The organism is Stutzerimonas kunmingensis (assembly GCF_900114065.1).
GTDB classification, from domain to species: Bacteria; Pseudomonadota; Gammaproteobacteria; order Pseudomonadales; family Pseudomonadaceae; genus Stutzerimonas; species Stutzerimonas kunmingensis.
Genome location: NZ_FORS01000001.1, coordinates 151,393 through 172,841, shown reverse-complemented (window position 1 = coordinate 172,841; position 21,449 = coordinate 151,393). Strand labels below are relative to the sequence as shown.

Annotated in this window: 18 protein-coding genes; 16 read left to right on the top strand and 2 right to left on the bottom strand. The window is 60.9% G+C overall.

Annotated elements, in window-relative coordinates:
- The first annotated feature begins 6 nt into the window (after positions 1 to 6).
- The 16 genes from rseP to ispD all read left to right on the top strand — a co-directional run bounded on the left by rseP (position 7) and on the right by ispD (position 19,823).
- Entirely contained in the window at positions 7 to 1,359 is a 1,353-nt protein-coding gene (gene rseP, locus BM275_RS00845; protein ID WP_090518996.1) for an RIP metalloprotease RseP, read from the top strand.
- Positions 1,360 to 1,427: 68 nt separating this feature from the next.
- Entirely contained in the window at positions 1,428 to 3,779 is a 2,352-nt protein-coding gene (gene bamA, locus BM275_RS00840) for an outer membrane protein assembly factor BamA (RefSeq protein ID WP_090518995.1), read from the top strand.
- Between the two features lie 48 nt (positions 3,780 to 3,827).
- Positions 3,828 to 4,331 carry an OmpH/Skp family outer membrane protein gene (locus BM275_RS00835; protein ID WP_003295019.1) on the top strand — a complete coding sequence of 168 codons (504 nt, stop codon included), beginning with the start codon at positions 3,828 to 3,830 and terminating at the stop codon, positions 4,329 to 4,331.
- A 1-nt stretch (position 4,332) separates the two neighbouring features.
- Positions 4,333 to 5,391, top strand: a complete 1,059-nt coding sequence (gene lpxD / locus BM275_RS00830; RefSeq protein WP_090518994.1) for a UDP-3-O-(3-hydroxymyristoyl)glucosamine N-acyltransferase — start codon at positions 4,333 to 4,335, stop codon at positions 5,389 to 5,391.
- A 102-nt stretch (positions 5,392 to 5,493) separates the two neighbouring features.
- The gene (fabZ, locus tag BM275_RS00825) at positions 5,494 to 5,934 is read left to right on the top strand and encodes a 3-hydroxyacyl-ACP dehydratase FabZ (protein WP_003299359.1); all 441 of its coding nucleotides are present in this window, start codon (positions 5,494 to 5,496) and stop codon (positions 5,932 to 5,934) included.
- Positions 5,931 to 6,707 carry an acyl-ACP--UDP-N-acetylglucosamine O-acyltransferase gene (lpxA, locus tag BM275_RS00820; protein WP_090518993.1) on the top strand — a complete coding sequence of 259 codons (777 nt, stop codon included), beginning with the start codon at positions 5,931 to 5,933 and terminating at the stop codon, positions 6,705 to 6,707. Before fabZ ends, lpxA begins: the two co-directional genes overlap by 4 nt.
- A 1-nt stretch (position 6,708) precedes the next feature.
- Entirely contained in the window at positions 6,709 to 7,842 is a 1,134-nt protein-coding gene (lpxB, locus tag BM275_RS00815) for a lipid-A-disaccharide synthase (RefSeq protein WP_003299357.1), read from the top strand.
- Positions 7,842 to 8,480: a ribonuclease HII gene (gene rnhB / locus BM275_RS00810; RefSeq protein WP_090518992.1), complete on the top strand. Its 639-nt coding sequence runs from the start codon at positions 7,842 to 7,844 to the stop codon at positions 8,478 to 8,480. The genes lpxB and rnhB overlap by 1 nt, the downstream gene beginning before the upstream one ends.
- A 154-nt stretch (positions 8,481 to 8,634) precedes the next feature.
- On the top strand, positions 8,635 to 12,156 hold the full coding sequence (gene dnaE, locus BM275_RS00805) for a DNA polymerase III subunit alpha (RefSeq protein WP_090518991.1): 3,522 nt from the start codon (positions 8,635 to 8,637) through the stop codon (positions 12,154 to 12,156).
- 182 nt (positions 12,157 to 12,338) lie between these two features.
- Positions 12,339 to 13,289, top strand: coding sequence for an acetyl-CoA carboxylase carboxyltransferase subunit alpha (locus BM275_RS00800; RefSeq protein WP_090518990.1), 951 nt, complete (start codon positions 12,339 to 12,341; stop codon positions 13,287 to 13,289).
- Positions 13,290 to 13,434: 145 nt separating this feature from the next.
- Positions 13,435 to 14,724: a tRNA lysidine(34) synthetase TilS gene (gene tilS / locus BM275_RS00795; RefSeq protein ID WP_090518989.1), complete on the top strand. Its 1,290-nt coding sequence runs from the start codon at positions 13,435 to 13,437 to the stop codon at positions 14,722 to 14,724.
- A 168-nt stretch (positions 14,725 to 14,892) separates the two neighbouring features.
- Positions 14,893 to 16,524, top strand: coding sequence for a CTP synthase (locus BM275_RS00790; protein ID WP_090518988.1), 1,632 nt, complete (start codon positions 14,893 to 14,895; stop codon positions 16,522 to 16,524).
- Positions 16,521 to 17,366 carry a 3-deoxy-8-phosphooctulonate synthase gene (kdsA, locus tag BM275_RS00785; RefSeq protein ID WP_042925650.1) on the top strand — a complete coding sequence of 282 codons (846 nt, stop codon included), beginning with the start codon at positions 16,521 to 16,523 and terminating at the stop codon, positions 17,364 to 17,366. Before BM275_RS00790 ends, kdsA begins: the two co-directional genes overlap by 4 nt.
- A gap of 33 nt (positions 17,367 to 17,399) precedes the next feature.
- Complete coding sequence (eno, locus tag BM275_RS00780) at positions 17,400 to 18,689, top strand: phosphopyruvate hydratase (protein ID WP_014819919.1); 1,290 nt, start codon at positions 17,400 to 17,402, stop codon at positions 18,687 to 18,689.
- Positions 18,690 to 18,831: 142 nt separating this feature from the next.
- Complete coding sequence (gene ftsB / locus BM275_RS00775; protein ID WP_014819920.1) at positions 18,832 to 19,110, top strand: cell division protein FtsB; 279 nt, start codon at positions 18,832 to 18,834, stop codon at positions 19,108 to 19,110.
- Positions 19,107 to 19,823: a 2-C-methyl-D-erythritol 4-phosphate cytidylyltransferase gene (gene ispD, locus BM275_RS00770; RefSeq protein ID WP_090518987.1), complete on the top strand. Its 717-nt coding sequence runs from the start codon at positions 19,107 to 19,109 to the stop codon at positions 19,821 to 19,823. Before ftsB ends, ispD begins: the two co-directional genes overlap by 4 nt.
- A 33-nt stretch (positions 19,824 to 19,856) precedes the next feature.
- Here the strand turns inward: ispD and BM275_RS00765 are convergent, their stop codons facing one another.
- Both BM275_RS00765 and BM275_RS00760 read right to left on the bottom strand, forming a co-directional pair.
- A complete protein-coding gene (locus tag BM275_RS00765; protein WP_090518986.1) occupies positions 19,857 to 21,023 on the bottom strand; it encodes a baeRF3 domain-containing protein in 1,167 nt (388 codons plus the stop codon).
- 75 nt (positions 21,024 to 21,098) lie between these two features.
- Positions 21,099 to 21,413 (bottom strand): HPF/RaiA family ribosome-associated protein, encoded by a 315-nt coding sequence (locus tag BM275_RS00760; protein WP_014819923.1) that lies wholly within the window; start codon positions 21,411 to 21,413, stop codon positions 21,099 to 21,101.
- Positions 21,414 to 21,449: the final 36 nt, after the last annotated feature.

Genomic DNA, 21,449 nt, shown 5'->3' with positions numbered 1-21,449 from the left:
GAAAATATGGGCGCGCTCTACATGATCATCGGCACCCTCGTTGCGCTCGGGGTGCTGGTGACCTTTCACGAATTCGGTCATTTCTGGGTTGCCCGTCGCTGTGGCGTGAAGGTGCTGCGATTCTCCGTTGGCTTCGGTAGTCCGCTGCTTCGCTGGCATGACCGCCAGGGCACCGAGTTCGTCATCGCTGCGATACCGCTTGGCGGTTACGTCAAGATGCTCGACGAACGTGAGGGCGACGTGCCTCCCGCTTTGCTCGACAGTGCATTCAATCGCAAGAGCGTCCGCCAGCGCTTCGCTATCGTATCCGCCGGGCCGTTGGCCAATTTCCTGTTAGCTATGGTGTTCTTCTGGCTGCTGGCGATGCTTGGCAGCGAACAGGTGCGGCCTGTTGTCGGTGCTGTCGCGCCAGGCAGTCTCGCTGCTCAGGCGGGGATGGCGGTTGATCAGGAGATCGTTGCGGTCAATGGCAAGCCAGTCAGCGGCTGGTCCGAGGTCAATCTACAGTTGGTACGGCGCCTGGGCGAGAGCGGTCAGCTCGATATGACGGTGCGAGAGCTTGGCGGTTCTGGCGAGCAGCACTTGCAGATCCCGTTGCAAAATTGGCTGAAAGGCGTGGAGGAGCCGGACCCGATCACCTCGCTCGGAATCAGACCCTGGCGCCCTCAGATTGTCCCAGTGGTCGCTCAGTTGGACCCTGAAGGCCCGGCGCAGGCCGCAGGTATTCGTCTCGGTGACCGCCTGTTGAGTATGGATCAGCAGCCACTGGACGATTGGCAGCAGGTGATCGACGCAGTCAAGTTACTGCCCGGTGAGCCGGTATCCCTGCAGGTGGAGCGCGCCGGTGAGCGACTCGATGTTTCGTTGACGCTGGCCGCGCGTGGCGAAGGCGATGCGCGCCGCGGTTATCTGGGGGCGGGTGTCGAAGGTGGTGAATGGCCAGCGGAAATGCTGCGCGAAGTCAGATTCGGTCCTTTTGAAGCGGTGGTCGAAGGCGTAAGGCGCACCTGGGCCATGAGCCTGCTGACCCTCGATTCGCTGAAGAAAATGCTCTTCGGGGAGCTCTCGGTAAAAAACTTGAGCGGTCCGATAACCATTGCTAAAGTGGCGGGCGCTTCTGCCCAGTCGGGGCTGGGGGATTTCCTCAATTTCCTCGCCTATCTGAGCATTAGTCTGGGGGTTCTCAATCTATTGCCTATCCCGGTGCTCGATGGCGGCCATCTGCTCTTCTATCTCGTCGAGTGGGTCCGCGGACGTCCTCTGTCGGAGCGGGTACAGGGATGGGGAGTACAGATCGGCATCAGCCTGGTGGTTGGGGTGATGCTGCTTGCACTGGTCAATGACCTTGGCCGTCTGTAATGCCGAATCCGTAGTGTCGCCATGCCGAATCGCCGGTTCATTTATCAGGTTTGAATAAGAAAGGCTTCATGAAACGTCTGCTGCTACCTGCGGTTATCTCCGCATTGATGATCGCCGAAGTTCACGCTGAGTCCTTCACTATTTCCGATATCCGGGTCAATGGCCTGCAGCGGGTTTCCGCCGGCAGCGTATTCGGCGCTCTGCCTTTGAACGTGGGTGAGCCCGCCGATGACAATCGCCTCGTCGATGCCACTCGTGCGCTCTTCCGAACCGGTTTCTTTCAGGATATTCAGCTGGGGCGGGATGGCGATGTGCTGGTCATCAGCGTAGTCGAGCGACCATCCATTTCCGGCATCGAGATCGAAGGCAACAAGGCGATCAAGACCGAAGATCTGCTGTCAGGTTTGCAACAGTCCGGTCTGGCGGAAGGGGAAATCTTTCAGCAGGCCACGCTCGAGGGTGTACGTAATGAACTGCAGCGCCAGTACGTTGCCCAGGGGCGCTATTCGGCGACCATCGAAACCGAGGTCATTTCGCAGCCGCGTAATCGGGTGGCGTTGAAGATCAAGATCAACGAAGGCTCGGTGGCGGCGATCAAGCACGTCAATATCGTGGGCAATTCCGTCTTCGCGGACGAAGATCTGGTGGATCTGTTCGAGCTGAAGACCACAAACTGGCTGTCGTTCTTCCGCAACGACGACAAGTACGCGCGTGAAAAGCTCTCCGGTGACCTGGAGCGCCTGCGCTCGTATTACCTGGATCGCGGTTACATCAACATGGATATCACCTCGACCCAGGTATCCATAACGCCAGACAAGAAGCACGTCTATGTCACCGTGAACATCGACGAAGGCGAGCGCTATACCGTGCGCGACGTCAAGCTGAGCGGTGATCTCAAGGTTCCGCAGGAAGAGATCGAGGCGCTGTTGCTGGCAAAAGAAGGTCAGGTGTTCTCGCGCAAGGTGATGACCACGACCTCCGAGCTGATTACACGGCGTTTGGGTAACGAAGGCTATACCTTTGCCAACGTCAATGGTGTTCCTGAAGCTCACGACGAAGACAATACGGTGTCGATCACGTTCGTCGTCGATCCGGGTAAGCGTGCGTACGTCAATCGCGTCAATTTCCGCGGGAATACCAAGACCGAAGATGAAGTGCTGCGTCGCGAGATGCGCCAGATGGAAGGTGGTTGGGCGTCGACCTATTTGATCGACCAATCCAAGACTCGTCTCGAGCGCCTGGGCTTCTTCAAGGAAGTGAACGTAGAAACGCCGCAGGTGCCAGGTACGGATGATCAGATCGACGTCAACTACAGCGTCGAGGAGCAACCGTCCGGTTCGATCATGGCCAGCATCGGTTTTGCGCAAAACGCAGGCCTGATTCTGGGTGGCTCCATCAGCCAGAACAACTTCCTTGGTACCGGTAACCGGGTTTCTCTGGGCTTGACTCGCAGCGAATACCAGTCCCGCTACAATTTCGGCTTCGTCGACCCCTACTGGACCGAAGACGGCGTCAGCTTGGGGTATAACGCCTTCTATCGCACCACCGATTACGATGAGCTCGACTACGACGTCTCCAGTTACTCGGTGGACAGCCTCGGTGGTGGCGTCAATATCGGTTATCCGATCAGCGAGACGTCGCGGCTGTCGTTCGGCCTGACTGTGCAGCAGGATGAATTGGATACCGGCCGCTATACCGTGGACGAGATCTTCAAGTTCATGGAAGAGGAGGGCGACAGCTTCCTCAACTTCAAGGCATCTGCAGGTTGGTCCGAGTCGACCCTCAATCGCGGCGTGCTCGCAACTCGCGGCCATTCGCAGAGCCTGGTATTCGAAAGTACTATTCCGGGTAGCGACCTGTCTTTCTACAAACTCGACTACAACGGCCAGCTGTTCGTACCGATGAGCAAGGATTACACCCTGCGCATGCATACGCGCCTGGGTTACGGGGACGCCTATGGCTCGACCTCAAGCCTGCCGTTCTACGAGCATTACTATGCCGGCGGCTTCAATTCGGTACGCGGCTTCGAGGATAGCAGCCTCGGCCCTCGTAGCACGCCGAGTGACGGGTCGCGCCCAGGCACCATCGCCGACCCGGATCAGGATCCTCTGCCGTTCGGTGGTAACGTACTCATCCAGGGGGGCTTGGAAGTGCTGTTCCCCATGCCGTTCGTCAAGGATCAGCGCTCGCTGCGTACCTCGGTGTTCTGGGACGTAGGTAATGTGTACAACACCAATTGCCCAATAGAGTCGAGTAATTGCAGCGATATCGACTTCGGCGATATGGCCAGCTCGGTGGGTGTAGGTCTGACCTGGATTACCGCAATGGGCCCGCTGAGCTTCAGTCTGGCTATGCCGGTGGTCAAGCCGGACGAGGCCGATACTCAGGTATTCCAGTTCTCGCTGGGACAAACGTTCTAACATTGCGGCGTGATGCCTCAGTGCTTTCTTTCAGGAGTGGTGTTTACCGTGCGTAAGTTGACTCAACTGTTTCTCGTCGTTGCCGCGCTGGTAGCGACCCCAGCATTTGCCGAAATGAAGATCGCCGTCATGAACTATCAGATGGCGCTGCTTGAGTCGGATGCGGCCAAACGTTACGCGGTCGACGCGGAGAAGAAGTTCGGCCCCCAACTGAGCAAGCTGAAAACACTTGAAAGCGACGCCAAGCGTATTCAGGATCGCCTGGTCAAGGACGGCGACAAGATGCAGCAGGCCGAGCGTGAACGTCTGGAACTCGAATTCAAGCAAAAGGCCCGTGACTTCCAGTTCCAGTCCAAGGAGTTGAACGAGGCAAAGGCTGTGGCGGATCGGGACATGCTCAAGCAGCTCAAGCCGAAGCTTGATCAGGCTGTCGAAGAAGTCATCAAGAAGGGCAACTACGACCTGGTGTTCGAGCGTGGTGCCGTGGTGGATGTCAAACCGCAGTTCGATATCACCCGCCAGGTCATCGAGCGCATGAATCAGCTGCGCTGATATGGCAGGCGCAGTCTATACACTCGGCCAGCTGGCCGAGGAACTGGGTGGCACCCTGCGCGGCGATGCTGACCAGACTATTAGCGGGCTCGCTACCCTGCAGGAGGCGGGCCCGGCGCATTTGAGCTTCCTTGCCAATGCTCAGTATCGCAAGTACCTGTCGACCACCCAGGCCGCCGCGGTGTTGTTGGCTCCCGCTGATGCTGAAGGCTACGAAGGCGCGGCAATTGTCGTTAGCGACCCCTATCTGGCTTATGCGCGCGCGTCGCACCTGTTCGAGACTCGACCGGTAGCGAATAGCGGCATTCACCCGACGGCGGTGGTCGCTGCTGATGCTTATGTAGATTCGTCGGCCAGCATTGGTCCCTATGTGGTGATCGAGTCCGGCGCAACCATCGAGGCGGATGTGGTGATCGGTGCGCAGTCATTCGTCGGCGCCCGTAGCCGAATCGGCGCCGGCGGGCGACTCGCACCGCGAGTCACGCTTTATCACGACGTGCAGATCGGTAAGCGCGTGGTGATCCAGTCCGGTGCCGTGATCGGTGGTGAGGGGTTCGGCTTCGCCAAGGAAAAAGGTGCCTGGCAGAAGATCGCTCAAATCGGCGGTGTGCGTATCGGGGATGATGTGGAGATTGGCTCGAATACCACCATCGACCGCGGCGCCCTTTCCGATACGCTGATTGGCAACGGCGTGAAGCTAGATAATCAGATCATGATCGCGCACAACGTGCAGATTGGTGACAACACGGCGATGGCTGGCTGTGCCGGCATCTCCGGTAGCACCAAGATCGGACGCAATTGCATGATCGCCGGTGGCGTCGGCATGGTTGGGCACATCGAAGTGTGCGACAACGTGTTCGTGACGGGTATGACGATGGTCACGCGCTCGATCACGGAACCCGGAAGCTACTCCTCGGGCACGGCGATGCAGAATGCTGCCGATTGGAGAAAGAGTGCGGCGCGTATTCGTCAGTTGGATGACATGGCTCGTCGGCTGCAACAGCTGGAGAAAAGCCTGGCTACCGTGACTCAGGGTCAGAATCCGGCTTCTGATGCCTGAGCTTACCGTCTGATCCGTTTTTTTCGGGGTTAATGCCTGTCAGTGCTCGCGCGGGCTTTCAGCGCAGGCGGCCCTATACTTTTTTACAGGCTCTTTCCTGACATGATGGATATCAACGAGATTCGCGAATATTTGCCTCACCGCTACCCGTTCCTGCTGGTGGACCGTGTGACGGAGATGGACGTCGAGGCCAAGCGCGTTCGTGCCTACAAGAACGTGACCATCAACGAACCGTTCTTCAATGGGCATTTTCCACAGCATCCGATCATGCCAGGCGTGCTGATCATCGAAGCCATGGCGCAGGCGGCCGGTCTGCTTGGTTTCAAGATGATGGGCGTCAAGCCAGCCGATGGCACGCTTTACTATTTCGTCGGCTCTGACAAGCTGCGCTTCCGTCAGCCGGTGGTTCCGGGCGATCAGTTGGTGCTGGAAGCTTCCTTCATCAGCGCCAAACGCGGCATCTGGAAGTTCGATTGTCGTGCGAGCGTCGAGGGCAAGCCGGTCTGCTCGGCAGAAATCATCTGCGCGGAACAGAAGATATGAGTTTGATCGACCCTCGCGCCATCATCGACCCTGCGGCTCGCTTGGCGGATGACGTCCAGGTCGGCCCATGGTCGATCATTGGTCCGGACGTCGAAATTGGCGAGGGTACGGTGATCGCGTCGCATGTGGTCATCAAAGGGCCGACCCGTATCGGTCGGCACAATCGCATCTATCAGTTCTCCTCGGTTGGCGAAGATACGCCGGATCTGAAGTACAAGGGTGAGCCGACGCGCCTGGTGATCGGCGATCACAACGTGATTCGCGAGGGTGTCACCATCCATCGCGGCACCGTGCAGGATCGCTCCGAAACCACCCTCGGTGATCACAACCTGATCATGGCTTATGCTCACATCGGCCACGACAGCGTGATCGCCAATCATTGCATTCTGGTCAACAACACCGCGCTGGCCGGTCACGTCCATGTGGGCGACTGGGCCATTCTCTCCGGTTACACCCTGGTGCATCAGTTCTGCCATATCGGCGCCCATAGTTTTTCCGGCATGGGCACGGCGATCGGCAAGGATGTACCGGCATTTGTCACCGTGTTCGGCAATCCGGCGGAGGCGCGCAGCATGAACTTCGAGGGCATGCGTCGTCGTGGCTTCAGCGCCGAAGCCGTTCACGCCCTGCGCAACGCTTACAAGGTCGTCTACCGCAAGGGGTTGACCGTGGAGGCCGCACTCACCGAGCTGGCCGAAAGTGCAGCGGCATTCCCCGAGGTTGCGATCTTCCGCGACTCGATCCAGGCTTCAACTCGTGGCATCATCCGCTGAGATGAACCGGCCGCTCAGGGTTGCCTTGGTAGCCGGGGAGTCCTCCGGTGACATCCTTGGTGCGGGCCTGATGCAGGCGCTGAAGGCTCAGCACGCGAATGTCGAATTCATCGGGGTCGGCGGCTCGCGCATGCAGGCCGAAGGGTTGCAGTCGTACTTTCCGCTCGAGCGTCTGGCAGTGATGGGCCTGGTCGAAGTGCTCGGTCGTTTGCCGGAGCTGCTGGCCCGCCGCAAACGCCTGGTGGACACGCTGATCCAGCAGCGGCCGGATGTATTCATCGGCATCGACGCACCGGACTTCAATCTCGGGCTTGAGCTCAAGCTGCGCCGCGCCGGAATCAAGACCGTGCACTACGTCAGTCCGTCGGTCTGGGCCTGGCGTCAGAAGCGGGTACTGAAGATCCGTGACGCCTGCGATCTGATGCTCACGCTGTTTCCGTTCGAGGCCAGGTTCTACGACGAGCACCAGGTACCTGTTCGCTTCGTCGGTCATCCCCTGGCTGATGCCATTCCGCTTTGCGCCGATCGTGCCGCGGCGCGGCAAGCGCTCGGATTGCCAGCGGATGGTCTGGTCGTCGCGCTGATGCCCGGTAGCAGGGGCGGCGAGGTCGCTCGACTGGGGGATCTGTTCCTTTCCGCTGCCGAGCGGTTGCGCGCCATGCGTCCCGGGATTCGTTTTGTCATGCCTTGCGCCAGCCCCGAGCGGCGGCTGCAGCTTGAGCAGATGCTGGTTACTCGTGATTTGCCGCTGACCCTGCTCGATGGCCGGTCCCATGAGGCATTGGCCGCCTGCAACGCCGTGTTGATTGCTTCCGGTACGGCAACGCTTGAGGCGCTCTTGTTCAAACGTCCTATGGTGGTGGCCTACAGCGTAGCGCCAATGACTTACCGCATCCTCCGGCGGCTGGTGAAGAGCCCCTATGTTGCGCTTCCCAACCTGCTGGCCCAGCGTCTGCTGGTTCCCGAGTTGCTGCAGGACGCCGCTACCCCCGAAGCGCTTGCGCAGTCTCTGTCGCCACTGCTGGACGATGGTGACGTGCAAACCGAAGGCTTCGACAGTATTCATCGTACCCTGCGTTGCGATGCGTCGAGTCAGGCCGCCGATGCCGTGTTGCGCCTGGTTGGAGTTCGTTGATGCAGTTCGGACTCGATTTCAATCTGGTAGAAGAGCTGGTTGCCGGCGTCGACGAGGTCGGACGCGGGCCGCTGTGTGGTCCTGTAGTGACCGCCGCAGTGATCCTCGATCCGGCGCGTCCGATCGAAGGCCTCAACGACTCGAAAAAGCTGAGCGAAGCCCGTCGTGAAGTGTTGTTCGACGAGATCTGCGAAAAGGCGGTGGCGTGGTGCATTGCCCGAGCCGAGGTCGAAGAGATCGATCAGCTGAATATCCTTCACGCCACGATGCTCGCCATGCAGCGTGCGGTTGATGGACTGAGTGTCACGCCGCGGCTGGCACTCATCGATGGCAATCGCTGCCCTCAGCTGAACGTGCCCAGCGCACCGGTGATCCAGGGCGACGGTCAGGTGCCGGCTATCGCTGCGGCATCCATCCTGGCCAAGGTCAGTCGTGACCGCGAAATGCAGGCCCTGGATCTCTGCTATCCGGGTTATGGGCTGGCCGGGCACAAGGGTTATCCGACTCCGAGCCATCTGGAGGCGCTTCGTCGGCTAGGACCAACGCCCATTCATCGGCGCTCTTTCGCCCCCGTGCGTACGCTGCTTGAGCAGGCAGTTGTCGAGACCGACATCCCGGCCAGCGTGCTGCTGGTCTAGCTGGTAACGGTACGCGGGCCAGCCAGGTGCTTTATGAGGCCTGGGCCGCCGAACACCCTTTTGCCGTGTCGGCTACCGCTAGCGCGGTCGCCAGCCCGTCCGTGCTTTCCGGTACAATCCCGCGCTTGTCGTTCTGCCAGCTCAAGGTCTGTTCATGCCTGTTTCCTTCGTCCATCTACGTCTGCATACCGAGTACTCGCTGGTCGATGGGCTGGTTCGGGTCAAGCCGCTGATCAAGGCGGTCGCGGCAGGTGGCATGCCGGCAGTGGCGGTGACCGACATGAGCAATATGTGCTCGCTGGTCAAGTTCTATAAAGCCGCGCAGGGCGCCGGCATAAAGCCGATTTGCGGTGCCGATATCTGGATGGCTGGTTGTGACGAGGACGGTCCTCTCAGCCGCTTGACCTTGCTGGCGATGAATCCCAAGGGGTATCGCAATCTCACCGAGTTGATCTCTCGCGGCTGGACCGAAGGCCAGCGCAACGATCTGGTGATCATCGAGCGCGACTGGGTCAAGCAGGCCGCCGAAGGTGTGATCGCCTTGTCTGGCGCCAGGGAGGGAGAGGTCGGCCAGGCGCTGCTCAATGGCGACGAACCACTGGCCGAATCGCGTCTGGCTGAATGGCGCGATGTGTTTGCCGATCGCTTCTACCTGGAAGTTCAGCGCACCAGCCGGGTCAATGACGAAGAGTATCTGCACGCTGCAGTCGCGCTCGCCGAGCGCAGCGGTACGCCGCTGGTCGCGACGAACGACGTGCGTTTCCTCAAGCAGGAAGACTTCGAGGCCCACGAGACCCGCGTATGCATCGGTGAAGGCCGAACTCTGGACGATCCGCGGCGGCCGCGTACCTACTCTGATCAGCAGTATCTGAAGACTCCGGCAGAGATGGCCGAGCTGTTCAGCGACCTCCCCGAGGCGCTGGAAAACACCGTCGAGATCGCCAAGCGCTGCAACATCGAAGTGCAGTTGGGCACCTACTTCCTGCCTAACTTCCCCGTGCCCGAGGGCATGACCATCGACGACTACCTGCGTCAGGTGTCGTTCGAAGGGCTGGAAGAACGCCTTGAAGTGCTGCTACCCAAGGACACTCCTGACTACGAGGCGAAGAAGCAGGTCTACATCGATCGCCTTGAGTTCGAGCTGGGCACCATCATCCAGATGGGCTTCCCCGGTTACTTCCTGATCGTTATGGACTTCATCAAGTGGGCGAAGAACAACGGCGTACCGGTCGGCCCAGGTCGTGGCTCGGGTGCCGGCTCACTGGTCGCCTACGTGCTGAAGATCACCGACCTCGATCCGCTGGCCTATGACCTGCTGTTCGAACGCTTCCTCAACCCCGAACGTATTTCCATGCCCGACTTCGACGTCGACTTCTGCATGGATGGTCGCGACCGGGTCATCGATTACGTGGCCGAGGCATATGGCCGTAATGCGGTCAGCCAGATCATCACCTTCGGCACCATGGCGGCCAAGGCCGTGGTGCGCGACGTGGCGCGGGTGCAGGGCAAGTCCTACGGCCTGGCTGATCGGTTGTCGAAGATGATTCCCTTCGAAGTCGGCATGACGCTGGAAAAGGCCTACGAAATGGAGGAGCCGCTGCGCGACTTCCTCGCCGTTGACGAGGACGCCCGGGAAATCTGGGAGATGGCGCTCAAGCTCGAAGGTATTACTCGCGGTACCGGTAAGCACGCCGGTGGTGTGGTGATCGCGCCAACCAAGCTCACCGACTTCGCGCCGATCGCTTGCGACGAGGAGGGTGGCGGCCTGGTGACCCAGTTCGACAAGGACGACGTCGAGCAGGCCGGTCTGGTGAAGTTCGACTTCCTCGGCCTGCGGACGCTGACCATCATCAAGTGGGCGCTGGAAACCATCAACCGCGAACAGGCCAAGAGGGGCCTGGAGCCGATCAACATCGACTTCATCCCGCTGGATGACAAGCCAACCTACCAGTTGCTGCAGAAGGCCGAGACCACCGCGGTTTTCCAGCTCGAATCCCGCGGTATGAAGGAGTTGATCAAAAAGCTCAAGCCCGACTGCCTGGAAGACCTGATCGCACTGGTGGCGCTGTTCCGTCCCGGTCCGTTGCAATCGGGCATGGTGGACGACTTCATCAACCGCAAGCACGGGCGTGCCGAAGTCTCCTATCCACACCCGGACTACCAGTACGCCGGGCTGGAGCCAGTGCTCAAGCCCACCTACGGCATCATCCTGTACCAGGAACAGGTGATGCAGATCGCACAGGTCATGGCCGGCTATACGCTGGGTGGTGCGGACATGCTGCGCCGCGCCATGGGCAAGAAGAAGCCCGAGGAGATGGCCAAGCAGCGCGGTGGTTTCATCGAAGGCTGTTCCAACAATGGCATCGACAAAGAACTCTCAGGCAACATCTTCGACCTGGTAGAGAAGTTCGCCGGTTACGGTTTCAACAAGTCGCACTCGGCGGCCTACGGTCTGGTTTCCTACCAGACGGCCTGGCTCAAGGCGCACTACCCGTCGCCGTTCATGGCTGCCGTGCTCTCGGCGGATATGCACAATACCGACAAGGTGGTGATCCTCATCGAGGAATGCCGCAGCATGAAGCTGCGCATCGACCCGCCCGATGTGAACATTTCCGAGTTCAAGTTCACCGTCAACGATGACGGCCGTATCGTCTATGGCCTAGGTGCAGTCAAGGGCGTGGGCGAGGGGCCGGTCGAGGCCATCGCTGAATGTCGTGCCGAAGGTGGGTCATTCAAGGACCTGTTCGACTTCTGCGCGCGGATCGACCTGAAACGGATCAACAAGCGTACCCTTGAGGCGCTGATTCGCTCCGGTGCGCTGGATCGTCTGGGTCCGTATTTCTTCGAAGAGGTCAAGGCCTATCAGGCCAACATCGACCGCAATCGGGCGGTTTTGCTGGCGGCGATGGAAGAAGCGGTGCAGGCCGCGGAGCAGACGGCGCGCAGCGCTGAGAGCGGCCACATGGACCTGTTTGGCGGCTTGTTCGCCGAGCCCGAAGCTGACGTCTACGCCAACCACCGCAAGGCGCGCGAGCTGTCTCTGAAGGAGCGTCTGAAAGGTGAAAAGGACACCCTAGGCCTCTATCTCACTGGTCACCCGATCGATGAATACGAGGGCGAGGTGCGCCGCTTCGCACGCCAGCGCATCGTCGATCTACGTCCGGCGCGTGGCGAGCAGACCATTGCCGGCCTGATCGTCAATCTGCGGGTAATGAAGAACAAGAAGGGCGACAAGATGGGTTTCATCACCCTGGATGACCGCTCGGGGCGCATCGAGGCGTCACTGTTCGCCGAGGCTTTCAATACTGCTCAGGCGTTGTTGCAAACCGATGCGCTGGTCGTGGTGGAGGGCGAGGTAAGCAACGATGACTTTTCCGGTGGCCTGCGGCTGCGCGCCAAGCGGGTGATGAGCCTGGAAGAGGCGCGCACCGGGCTCGCCGAAAGTCTACGGGTCAAGGTCGCTGGTGAAGCGCTCAAGGGTGAGCGCATGCGTTGGCTGGCTGAGGTCTGTGGCCGTCATCGCGGGGCCTGCCCGATTACGCTGGAGTACACCGGTCGTGACGCGCGTGCCCTGCTGCAGTTCGGTGAAGCCTGGCGGATCGACCCGGCCGACAACTTGATTCAGGCATTGCGTGACCAGTTCGGACGCGACAACGTCTTCCTGCAATACCGATAGAGGGCCGAGGCCCGGAAGGTCGCCGATGGCGCTTTCCGGGTCCGACCCGAACGGCCCGGTGATGACCGGGTCATGGTTCAGAACAATTTTTGTTCGACCTGAATGCGCCTGTCCCGTAAGGTAAGGCGCAAAAAACGGAACAGCCTCCCGGCCGCCTGGCCGTCGACGCATGACGGATGCCTATGAACCCGAATTTCCTGGATTTCGAACAGCCGATCGCCGAGCTGCAAGCCAAGATCGAAGAATTGCGCCTGGTTGGTAACGACAACTCGCTGAACATCGGCGATGAGATTGCCCGCCTGCAGGACAAGAGCGAATCGCTCACCGAAAGCATCTTCGGCAATCTGACCAGCTGGCAGATCGCCCGCCTGGCTCGCCACCCGCAGCGCCCCTACACCCTCGACTACATCAATCACCTGTTCAGCGAGTTCGAAGAGCTGCACGGTGATCGCCACTTCTCCGATGACGCCGCTATCGTGGGCGGTACTGCGCGTCTGGACGGACAGCCGGTGATGATCATCGGTCATCAGAAGGGCCGTGAGGTGCGCGAGAAGGTACGCCGTAACTTCGGCATGCCGCGCCCCGAGGGTTACCGAAAGGCGTGCCGTCTGATGGAGATGGCCGAGCGCTTCAAGATGCCGATCCTGACCTTCATCGACACCCCGGGCGCCTATCCGGGTATCGATGCCGAAGAGCGCAACCAGAGCGAGGCCATTGCCTGGAACCTGCGCGTCATGGCACGTCTGAAGACGCCGATCATCGCCACCGTGATCGGTGAGGGCGGTTCTGGCGGAGCCCTGGCTATTGGCGTCTGCGACCAGCTGAACATGCTGCAGTATTCCACCTACGCGGTGATTTCGCCGGAAGGCTGCGCCTCGATTCTCTGGCGCACCGCCGAGAAGGCACCTGAAGCGGCCGAGGCCATGGGTGTGACGGCTGAGCGTCTCAAGGACCTGGGCATCGTCGACAAGGTGATCCCGGAGCCTCTGGGCGGCGCCCACCGCAATCCTGCCGTCATGGCTGCGGCCATGCGTGAGCAGCTGAGCAGCCAGCTGCATATGCTCAAGTCGCTGGATACCGATGCGCTGCTCGCGCGCCGCTATGAGCGCCTGATGAGCTACGGTATCGCCTGATCCGTCACGCCTGATTCGCGTCTCGATTTTCGCCGTTCGGAATCGAGGCGCGTCAGCCAGTGGGTTGATCGCCCCCAACGTCCTATCGCTGCTTCTGCCGCCGGGCTTTATGCTTGCCGTCAACGCCGGTCATCGAAGCGCTCGTATGTCCCTCGACTCCCTCCTGCTTTCAGCTCTCGCACCTTGGCGTGGTTCACCGACGTGGTGGGTCGCGTTGTCTGGTGGTCTTGATTCGACCGTCCTGTTGCATTTGCTGGTACGGCTCGCTGGACAGCATGAGCTGCCTGCGATTCGCGCGATCCATGTGCATCATGGTCTGCAAGCCGCTGGTGACGGCTGGCTGGCGCATTGCCAGGCGATCTGCGACGGCTTAGACGTTCCTTTGCAGATGGTCCGCGTGAAGGTCGTGCCTGGCGCAAGCCTGGAGCGTGCGGCGCGCGAGGCTCGCTATGAAGCGTTCTCCGAATGCCTGGGGGTGGGCGAGTTGCTCCTGACAGGTCAACACCGTGACGATCAGGCCGAAACTGTGCTGTTTCGTCTGCTCCGAGGGGCTGGCGTGCGCGGTCTGGCAGCGATGCCGGTGGAGCGGTCGCTAGGTCTGGGCAGACTGGTGAGACCGCTTCTCGGCGTATCGCGCATCGAACTCGAGGCGTACGCCCGGCGCAACGCATTACGCTGGGTCGAGGATCCGAGCAATCAGGATCACAGCTATTCGCGCAATTTTCTGCGCTGCGAGGTCATGCCGCTTTTAAAGCGGCGCTGGCCGCAGGCGGCTTCGAGTATGGCTCGAGCAGCGGCTCATATGACTGAAGCGCAGCAACTGCTGGACGAGCTGGCGCAACAGGATCTGCTCATTGCGAACACGACCAGCGCTTTTGAGTGGCTGCGCCTGCCCAGCCTTGCGCTATCGCCGTTGCGAGCATTGACGCCGGTGCGTCAGCGCAACGCGCTACGTCATTGGCTGGCGAGCTTCACGCTGGCGCCGGATGAGGATCACTGGGCCGGCTGGGCGTCGCTGCTGAATGCCCGGCCGGATGCCACGCCGCGATGGTGCTTGGCAGGGGGTGAGCTGCAGCGCACTGGCGAGCGGGTCTGGTGGCTGCCCAATAGCTGGCTTGAGCCGGTTGTCGAGCCGATCGATTGGTCGGATCCGTCTACAGCCCTGGAGCTCCCAGGCAATGGCATGCTTCGAGGGGAGGGTGAGCCACCTGCCGGTAAACTCCAGGTCCGCTATCGGCTCGGTGGCGAGGCGCTTCTCGTGCCTGGCCGCGGCCGGCGCGACCTGAAACGTCTGCTTAACGAGGCTGGCGTTCCCCATTTTGCGCGCAGTCGTCTGCCATTGCTTTACTGCAATGATGAACTGGTCGGCGTGGCCAATCTGCCACTCCTGGCGAACGGGCGGTTCGCCCTGTATTGGTGCGTGCCGGACTTCTAAGTGGTTTGAGCTGATAAGGCCTTTCCGGTAGACTACGCTCCCGTCTCAATACAGCTTCTGCGGTTTCTTCGAATCCGTGGCAGTTGCGCTATTGCCGCTCGCGAGCAATGGCATCTTCGCTTTCCCCCGGCGGCGCCGGCCGCTTAACGCAGACTTCTAGGGTTTTTCATGACGCGCTACATCTTCGTCACGGGTGGTGTTGTTTCTTCATTGGGGAAAGGCATCGCCTCGGCTTCATTGGCGGCCATCCTGGAGGCGCGGGGCCTGAAGGTCACGATGCTCAAGCTTGACCCTTACATCAACGTCGATCCGGGCACCATGAGCCCGTTCCAGCACGGCGAGGTGTTCGTCACCCACGACGGCGCCGAAACCGATCTCGATCTGGGGCACTACGAGCGGTTCATCCGCACCCGTATGACCCAGAACAACAACTTCACCACCGGTCGCGTATACGAAGACGTGCTGCGCCGCGAGCGCCGGGGTGATTACCTGGGTGCGACCATTCAGGTCATTCCGCACATCACCGACGAGATCAAGCGTCGCATCATCAAGGGCGCCGGCGATGCCGACGTTGCCCTGGTTGAAGTCGGCGGCACCGTCGGGGACATCGAGTCGCAGCCGTTCCTCGAGGCGATCCGCCAGTTGCGCGTCGAAGTGGGCGCCAAGCGCGCCATGCTGATGCACCTGACGCTGGTGCCGTACATCGCCACCGCCGGCGAGACCAAGACCAAACCGACCCAGCATTCGGTGAAGGAGCTGCGCTCCATCGGCCTGCAGCCTGACGTACTGGTCTGCCGCTCCGATCGTGCCATCGACGTCTCCTCGCGGCGCAAGATTGCGCTGTTCACCAACGTCGAAGAGCGCGCGGTGATCAGCCTTCCGGACGCCGATACCATCTACAAGATTCCAGGCATCCTGCATGCCCAGGGCCTCGATGACTACGTGGTCGAGCGCTTTGGCCTGGAGTGTCGTGGTGCCGATCTCTCCGAATGGGATCGTGTCGTCGATGCCAAGCTGCACCCGGAGAAGGAAGTCACCATCGCCATGGTCGGTAAGTACATGGAACTTCTGGACGCGTACAAATCTCTGATCGAGGCGATGAGCCACGCTGGCATCCAGAGCCGTACCAAAGTGAACCTGCGTTATATCGACTCCGAAGACATCGAGAATCAGGGCACCAGCCTGCTGGAAGGTGTCGACGCCATTCTCGTGCCGGGCGGTTTCGGTCTGCGCGGCGTCGAGGGCAAGATCGCTACGGTACGTTATGCCCGTGAGAACAAGATCCCATATCTGGGCATCTGCCTGGGTATGCAGGTCGCGGTCATCGAGTTCGCTCGTGACGTGCTGGGCTGGTCCGATGCCAACTCCACCGAGTTCGACAAGGACAGTGGTCACCCGGTGGTTGGTCTGATCACCGAATGGGAAGACGCCAGTGGCGCGGTTGAAACCCGCAGCGATAACTCTGATCTGGGTGGCACCATGCGCCTTGGCGCGCAGGAGTGCGGCCTCGAAGCCGGCTCCAACGTATTCGAGTGCTACGGCCAGGAGCGCATCGTCGAGCGCCATCGCCATCGTTACGAAGTGAACAACAACCTGCTGCCGCAATTGCAGGCAGCGGGCCTGAAGATTACCGGGCGTTCCGGCGACGGCGCGCTGGTGGAAGTGGTCGAGGCTCCGGATCATCCCTGGTTCGTTGCTTGCCAGTTCCACCCTGAATTCACCTCCACGCCGCGTGACGGCCATCCGCTGTTCAGCGGTTTTGTCAACGCAGCGTTGGAATACAAGGCGAAGAAGGCATGAGCCAGAAGACCATTCGCGTAGGCAACATCGAGATCGCCAACGACAAGCCGTTCGTGCTGTTCGGCGGCATCAACGTCCTGGAATCCCGCGACCTGGCCATGCAGGCCTGTGAAGAGTACGTGCGGGTGACCGAGAAGCTCGGCATTCCCTACGTCTTCAAGGCGAGCTTCGACAAGGCCAACCGTTCCTCGATCACCTCGTTCCGCGGCCCCGGTCTGGAAGAGGGGATGAAGATCTTCGAGGAAGTGAAGAAGACCTTCGGCGTGCCGGTCATCACCGACGTACACGAGCCCTGGCAGGCGCAGCCGGTGGCCGATGTCTGCGACATCATCCAGCTGCCGGCCTTCCTCTCGCGGCAGACCGACCTGGTGGTTGCGATGGCTAAGACCGGTGCGGTGATCAACATCAAGAAAGCGCAGTTCCTCGCGCCGCAGGAGATGAAGCACATCCTGCGCAAATGCGAGGAAGCCGGCAACGATCAGCTGATCCTCTGCGAGCGCGGCTCCTCCTTCGGCTACAACAATCTGGTCGTCGACATGCTCGGCTTCGGCATCATGAAGCAGTTCGAATACCCGGTGTTCTTCGATGTCACCCACGCCCTGCAGATGCCAGGCGGTCGCGCCGATTCGGCGGGTGGTCGTCGTGCCCAGGTGACCGATCTGGCGAAGGCCGGCCTGTCCCAGGGCCTGGCCGGGCTGTTCCTCGAAGCGCACCCCGATCCGGACAACGCCAAGTGCGACGGCCCGTGCGCGCTGCGCCTGAACAAGCTCGAGCCTTTCCTTACCCAGCTCAAGCAGCTGGATGATCTCGTCAAGAATTTCCCGCCAATCGAAACTGCTTGAAGCCTTGCAGCTATCTACGGAGTGTTAACAACAATGGCAAAGATCGTCGACATCAAGGGGCGTGAAGTTCTCGATTCCCGTGGCAACCCCACAGTGGAAGCCGACGTGATCCTGGACAACGGCATCATCGGCAGCGCCTGCGCGCCGTCTGGTGCATCCACCGGTTCCCGCGAGGCTTTGGAACTGCGTGATGGCGACAAGAGTCGTTACCTGGGCAAGGGCGTACTGACCGCCGTAGCCAACGTAAATGGCCCGATCCGTGACCTGCTGTTGGGCAAGGACCCGCTCGATCAGAAAGCGCTGGACCAGGCGATGATCGAGCTCGACGGTACCGAGAACAAAGGCAAGCTGGGGGCCAACGCCATCCTTGCCGTGTCGCTGGCTGCCGCCAAGGCTGCTGCTCAGGCCAAGGGCGTGCCGCTGTACGCGCACATTGCCGATCTGAACGGCACCCCGGGCGTCTACTCCATGCCGGTACCGATGATGAACATCATCAACGGCGGCGAGCATGCCGACAACAACGTCGACATCCAGGAATTCATGGTCCAGCCGGTCGGCGCCAAGACCTTCGCCGACGCGCTGCGCATGGGCGCCGAGATCTTCCACCACCTGAAGGCTGTGCTGAAGGCCCGTGGCCTGAGCACCTCCGTGGGTGACGAGGGTGGCTTCGCGCCGAACCTGGCGTCCAACGAAGACGCCCTGGCCGCAATCGCCGAAGCCGTCGCCAACGCCGGCTACACGCTGGGTGACGACGTCACACTGGCTCTGGACTGCGCTTCCTCCGAGTTCTTCAAGGACGGCAAGTACGACTTGGCCGGCGAAGGCAAGGTGTTCGACGCCGCCGGATTTGCCGACTACCTGGCCGGTCTGAGCCAGCGCTATCCGATCATCTCCATCGAAGACGGTATGGACGAGTCCGACTGGGCTGGCTGGAAGGTGCTGACCGACAAGATCGGCGACAAGGTGCAACTGGTCGGTGACGACCTGTTCGTGACCAACACCAAGATCCTCAAGCGCGGCATCGACGAGAAGATCGGTAACTCGATCCTGATCAAGTTCAACCAGATCGGCTCGCTGACCGAAACGCTGGAAGCCATCCAGATGGCCAAGGCCGCCGGCTATACCGCTGTGATCTCGCACCGCTCCGGTGAGACCGAGGACAGCACCATCGCCGACCTGGCCGTGGGTACTGCCGCTGGTCAGATCAAGACCGGTTCGCTGTGCCGTTCGGACCGCGTGTCCAAGTACAACCAGCTGCTGCGTATCGAAGAGCAGCTGGCCGGCAAGGCACCGTACAAGGGTCGCGCCGAATTCCGCGGCTGATCCGCGGCACTTAAAAAAGGGCGGCGCAAGTCGCCCTTTTTTGTTTCAATCGCTCCGTGCCCGCGTGCAAACTCTTCGTGCCTCCAGAGCCGTCGCTGTTTGCCAATACCCGAATTTCAGCTGAAGTCGTTTCATGCCTTCTATGCGTCGCCCCTACTGGTTGTTCGTCGTACTGATACTGCTGCTGGGTGGTCTGCAGTACCGTCTCTGGGTGGGCGAGGGCAGCCTGGCTCAGGTCAATGGCCTGAACAAGCAGATCGCCGAACAGCAGGGTGAGAACGAGCGGCTCCTTGAGCGCAATCGAATCCTCGAGGCGGAGGTTCTGGAGCTCAAGCAGGGCATGGAGACCGTCGAAGAGCGGGCCCGCCAGGAGCTCGGCATGGTCAAAGAGGGCGAAACCCTCTATCAGCTGATCGAATGAGCCCGCGCGATCAGCCTGCCTTCTGGGTCGTCATCCCGGCTGCCGGCGTCGGCAGTCGTATGCGCGCTGACCGTCCCAAGCAGTATCTGTTGCTGGGTGAGCGCAGCATCATCGAACACACCCTCGATTGTTTTCTGGACCACCCGGCACTTGCTGGTTTGGTGGTTTGCATTGCGCCTGACGATCCCTACTGGCCAGCGCTGCCCTGCGCTCGCGATACTCGCGTGCAGCTTGCACCGGGCGGTCGTGAGCGTTGTGATTCGGTACTCAGTGGGCTGCAGCGCCTCGATGAGCTGGGCGCGAATGAGCATGACTGGGTGCTGGTACACGACGCGGCCCGTCCCAATCTTGCGCGTGAGGATCTGGACAGGTTGCTGGCCGAGTTGGCCGATGATCCGGTCGGTGGTCTGCTGGCTGTTCCGGCGCGGGACACCCTCAAGCGCGTAGGTCCGGATGGGCGTGTGGTGGAGACGGTGGACCGCAGCGTCATCTGGCAGGCTTTCACTCCGCAGATGTTCCGCCTGGGCATGTTGTGCGACGCGCTCGAAGCTGCACTCGCCTCCCGTATGCAGGTTACCGACGAGGCGTCGGCACTGGAGTGGGCAGGTCACTCGCCTAGGGTGGTAGAAGGGCGGGCGGACAACCTGAAGGTCACCCGGCCCGAAGATCTGGAGTGGCTGGCGCAGCGCTGGAAGACAGACCGCGAGTCTTGAGAACGGGCAGGGATTGCCTGCCCGCCATTTTCATCAGAAACGATAGATCGCCGCAGCGCCGGTGCCGGTCGGCATCCGTTCGGTCGGTACCACAACCACGTCTCCACCTTGCTCGAGTGTCCAGATGGTCAGCTCGTCCAGCAGGTCGGGTGTGTTGACGTCATCTTCGCTGGTCGGCGTTGCCGTTCCGTCAGTTTTGTCGACATGGCCGGGAATCTGCCGCTCGGCCTCCACCAGCAAGGTGGCGACCCGGCCTTGGCGGGTGGCCTGACCGATATCCTCGAGGTGGTCGGATGCCAGCCCCTGGCCATGGGATGCGCCGAACTGGTTGAGCAAGCCTTCCAGGCGCTTGAGATAGCGCGGCTGCATCACCATCCAGCTTTTCTCACGTAGCTCATTGACGCTCAATGCGTTCTGGCCGGTCTCGATGCCCTCCGGCAGCAGGCAGTCATTGTGGCTGAGGCGTCGGAAGTGCGACTGCTGCTCGGGCAGAGCGGCGAGGATCAGCGGCAGGCCGGATGGGCGCGAGTGATGTTCGGTGATGGCGCGATCGACTTCGCGAAAGTAGCGATCACGGTCCCGGTCGATCTCCGCCTGCTTGCCGCTGCCGCCGGCCTCCACCTGCATCGGGTCGCCGCGTTCGCTGGAGCGGCCATAGCCCTGGGGAAACCCACTTTGACCCTTCTCGGTGAGGTCGCTGCCCAGGGCGTCGGCGAGTGTCCGGGGCACACCGTCGTGCAGCTTCACCTCGTCGAGGGCATCACGGTTGCCCTCGAACAAGCGTACCGAGTCGCGCGAGAGGCAGAGGATCTGAAAGCGGTCGGCTGACTGTGCAATGCGTACCAGCGGTTTGAGGTGCATGCGCGCGTTGGCCACGGCCATTTCCGGCACGCTGCGTTGCAGTCGATAGACCCGGAAGTAGTCCTTGGCGGCAAAAGCGGCCAGGCCGTCGAGGCTGTGGTTCCAGAAGTCACTGTTATCGATAAGGGCGTAGAACGGCTCGAGTAGGGTGTGTGCCTTGTCGCCATGGCCTTGCTGCTTGAGTGATTCTTCCAGCTGCTTGACCAGGTGCTTGAAGCGGATCGGGTCCTGCTGACGCTCGGGAAAGCTGCGATGAGTGGGCTGGTACACGGACAGGCAGGGCCCGTCTCGTTTTGACAGCAGTTTGGTCAGGGTTTCGCGGTCGAGCAGTCGGTTCATGCGTGGCCTCCAGTAGCGGTGGTTCGGTCCCTCGCAGAAGTGTCGATGGCGCGCTCATTGGCCATCGAGGGCCAGTCAGTGGCGGTTGAGCTTGTCCAGAACGTGGCTCAGCGCGTGGTTCAGCTTCTCTGCGGCGCCGTTGATTGCCAGGTCCAGCGTTTCGGCCTTGTGGGTGGCCGAGATGGGGTCGTGACCCTTGACTCTTGCCTCCATCTGGCAGCGCTTGTCATGGGGGCCGCTCTTGCTGCTGTTTTCGTCGTTGAGATGGACCTCGACTCGGGTCAGATGATCATCGAAGCGCTCCAGTTCGGTCTCGACCGTGGCCTTCACTCGCTCTTCCAGATCGGCGGTGACGCTGATGCTGTGGTTACTGTTCACCAGAACCTGCATGGTTTCCTCCTGATTGCAGCGCTGCGCTCGTCCAGC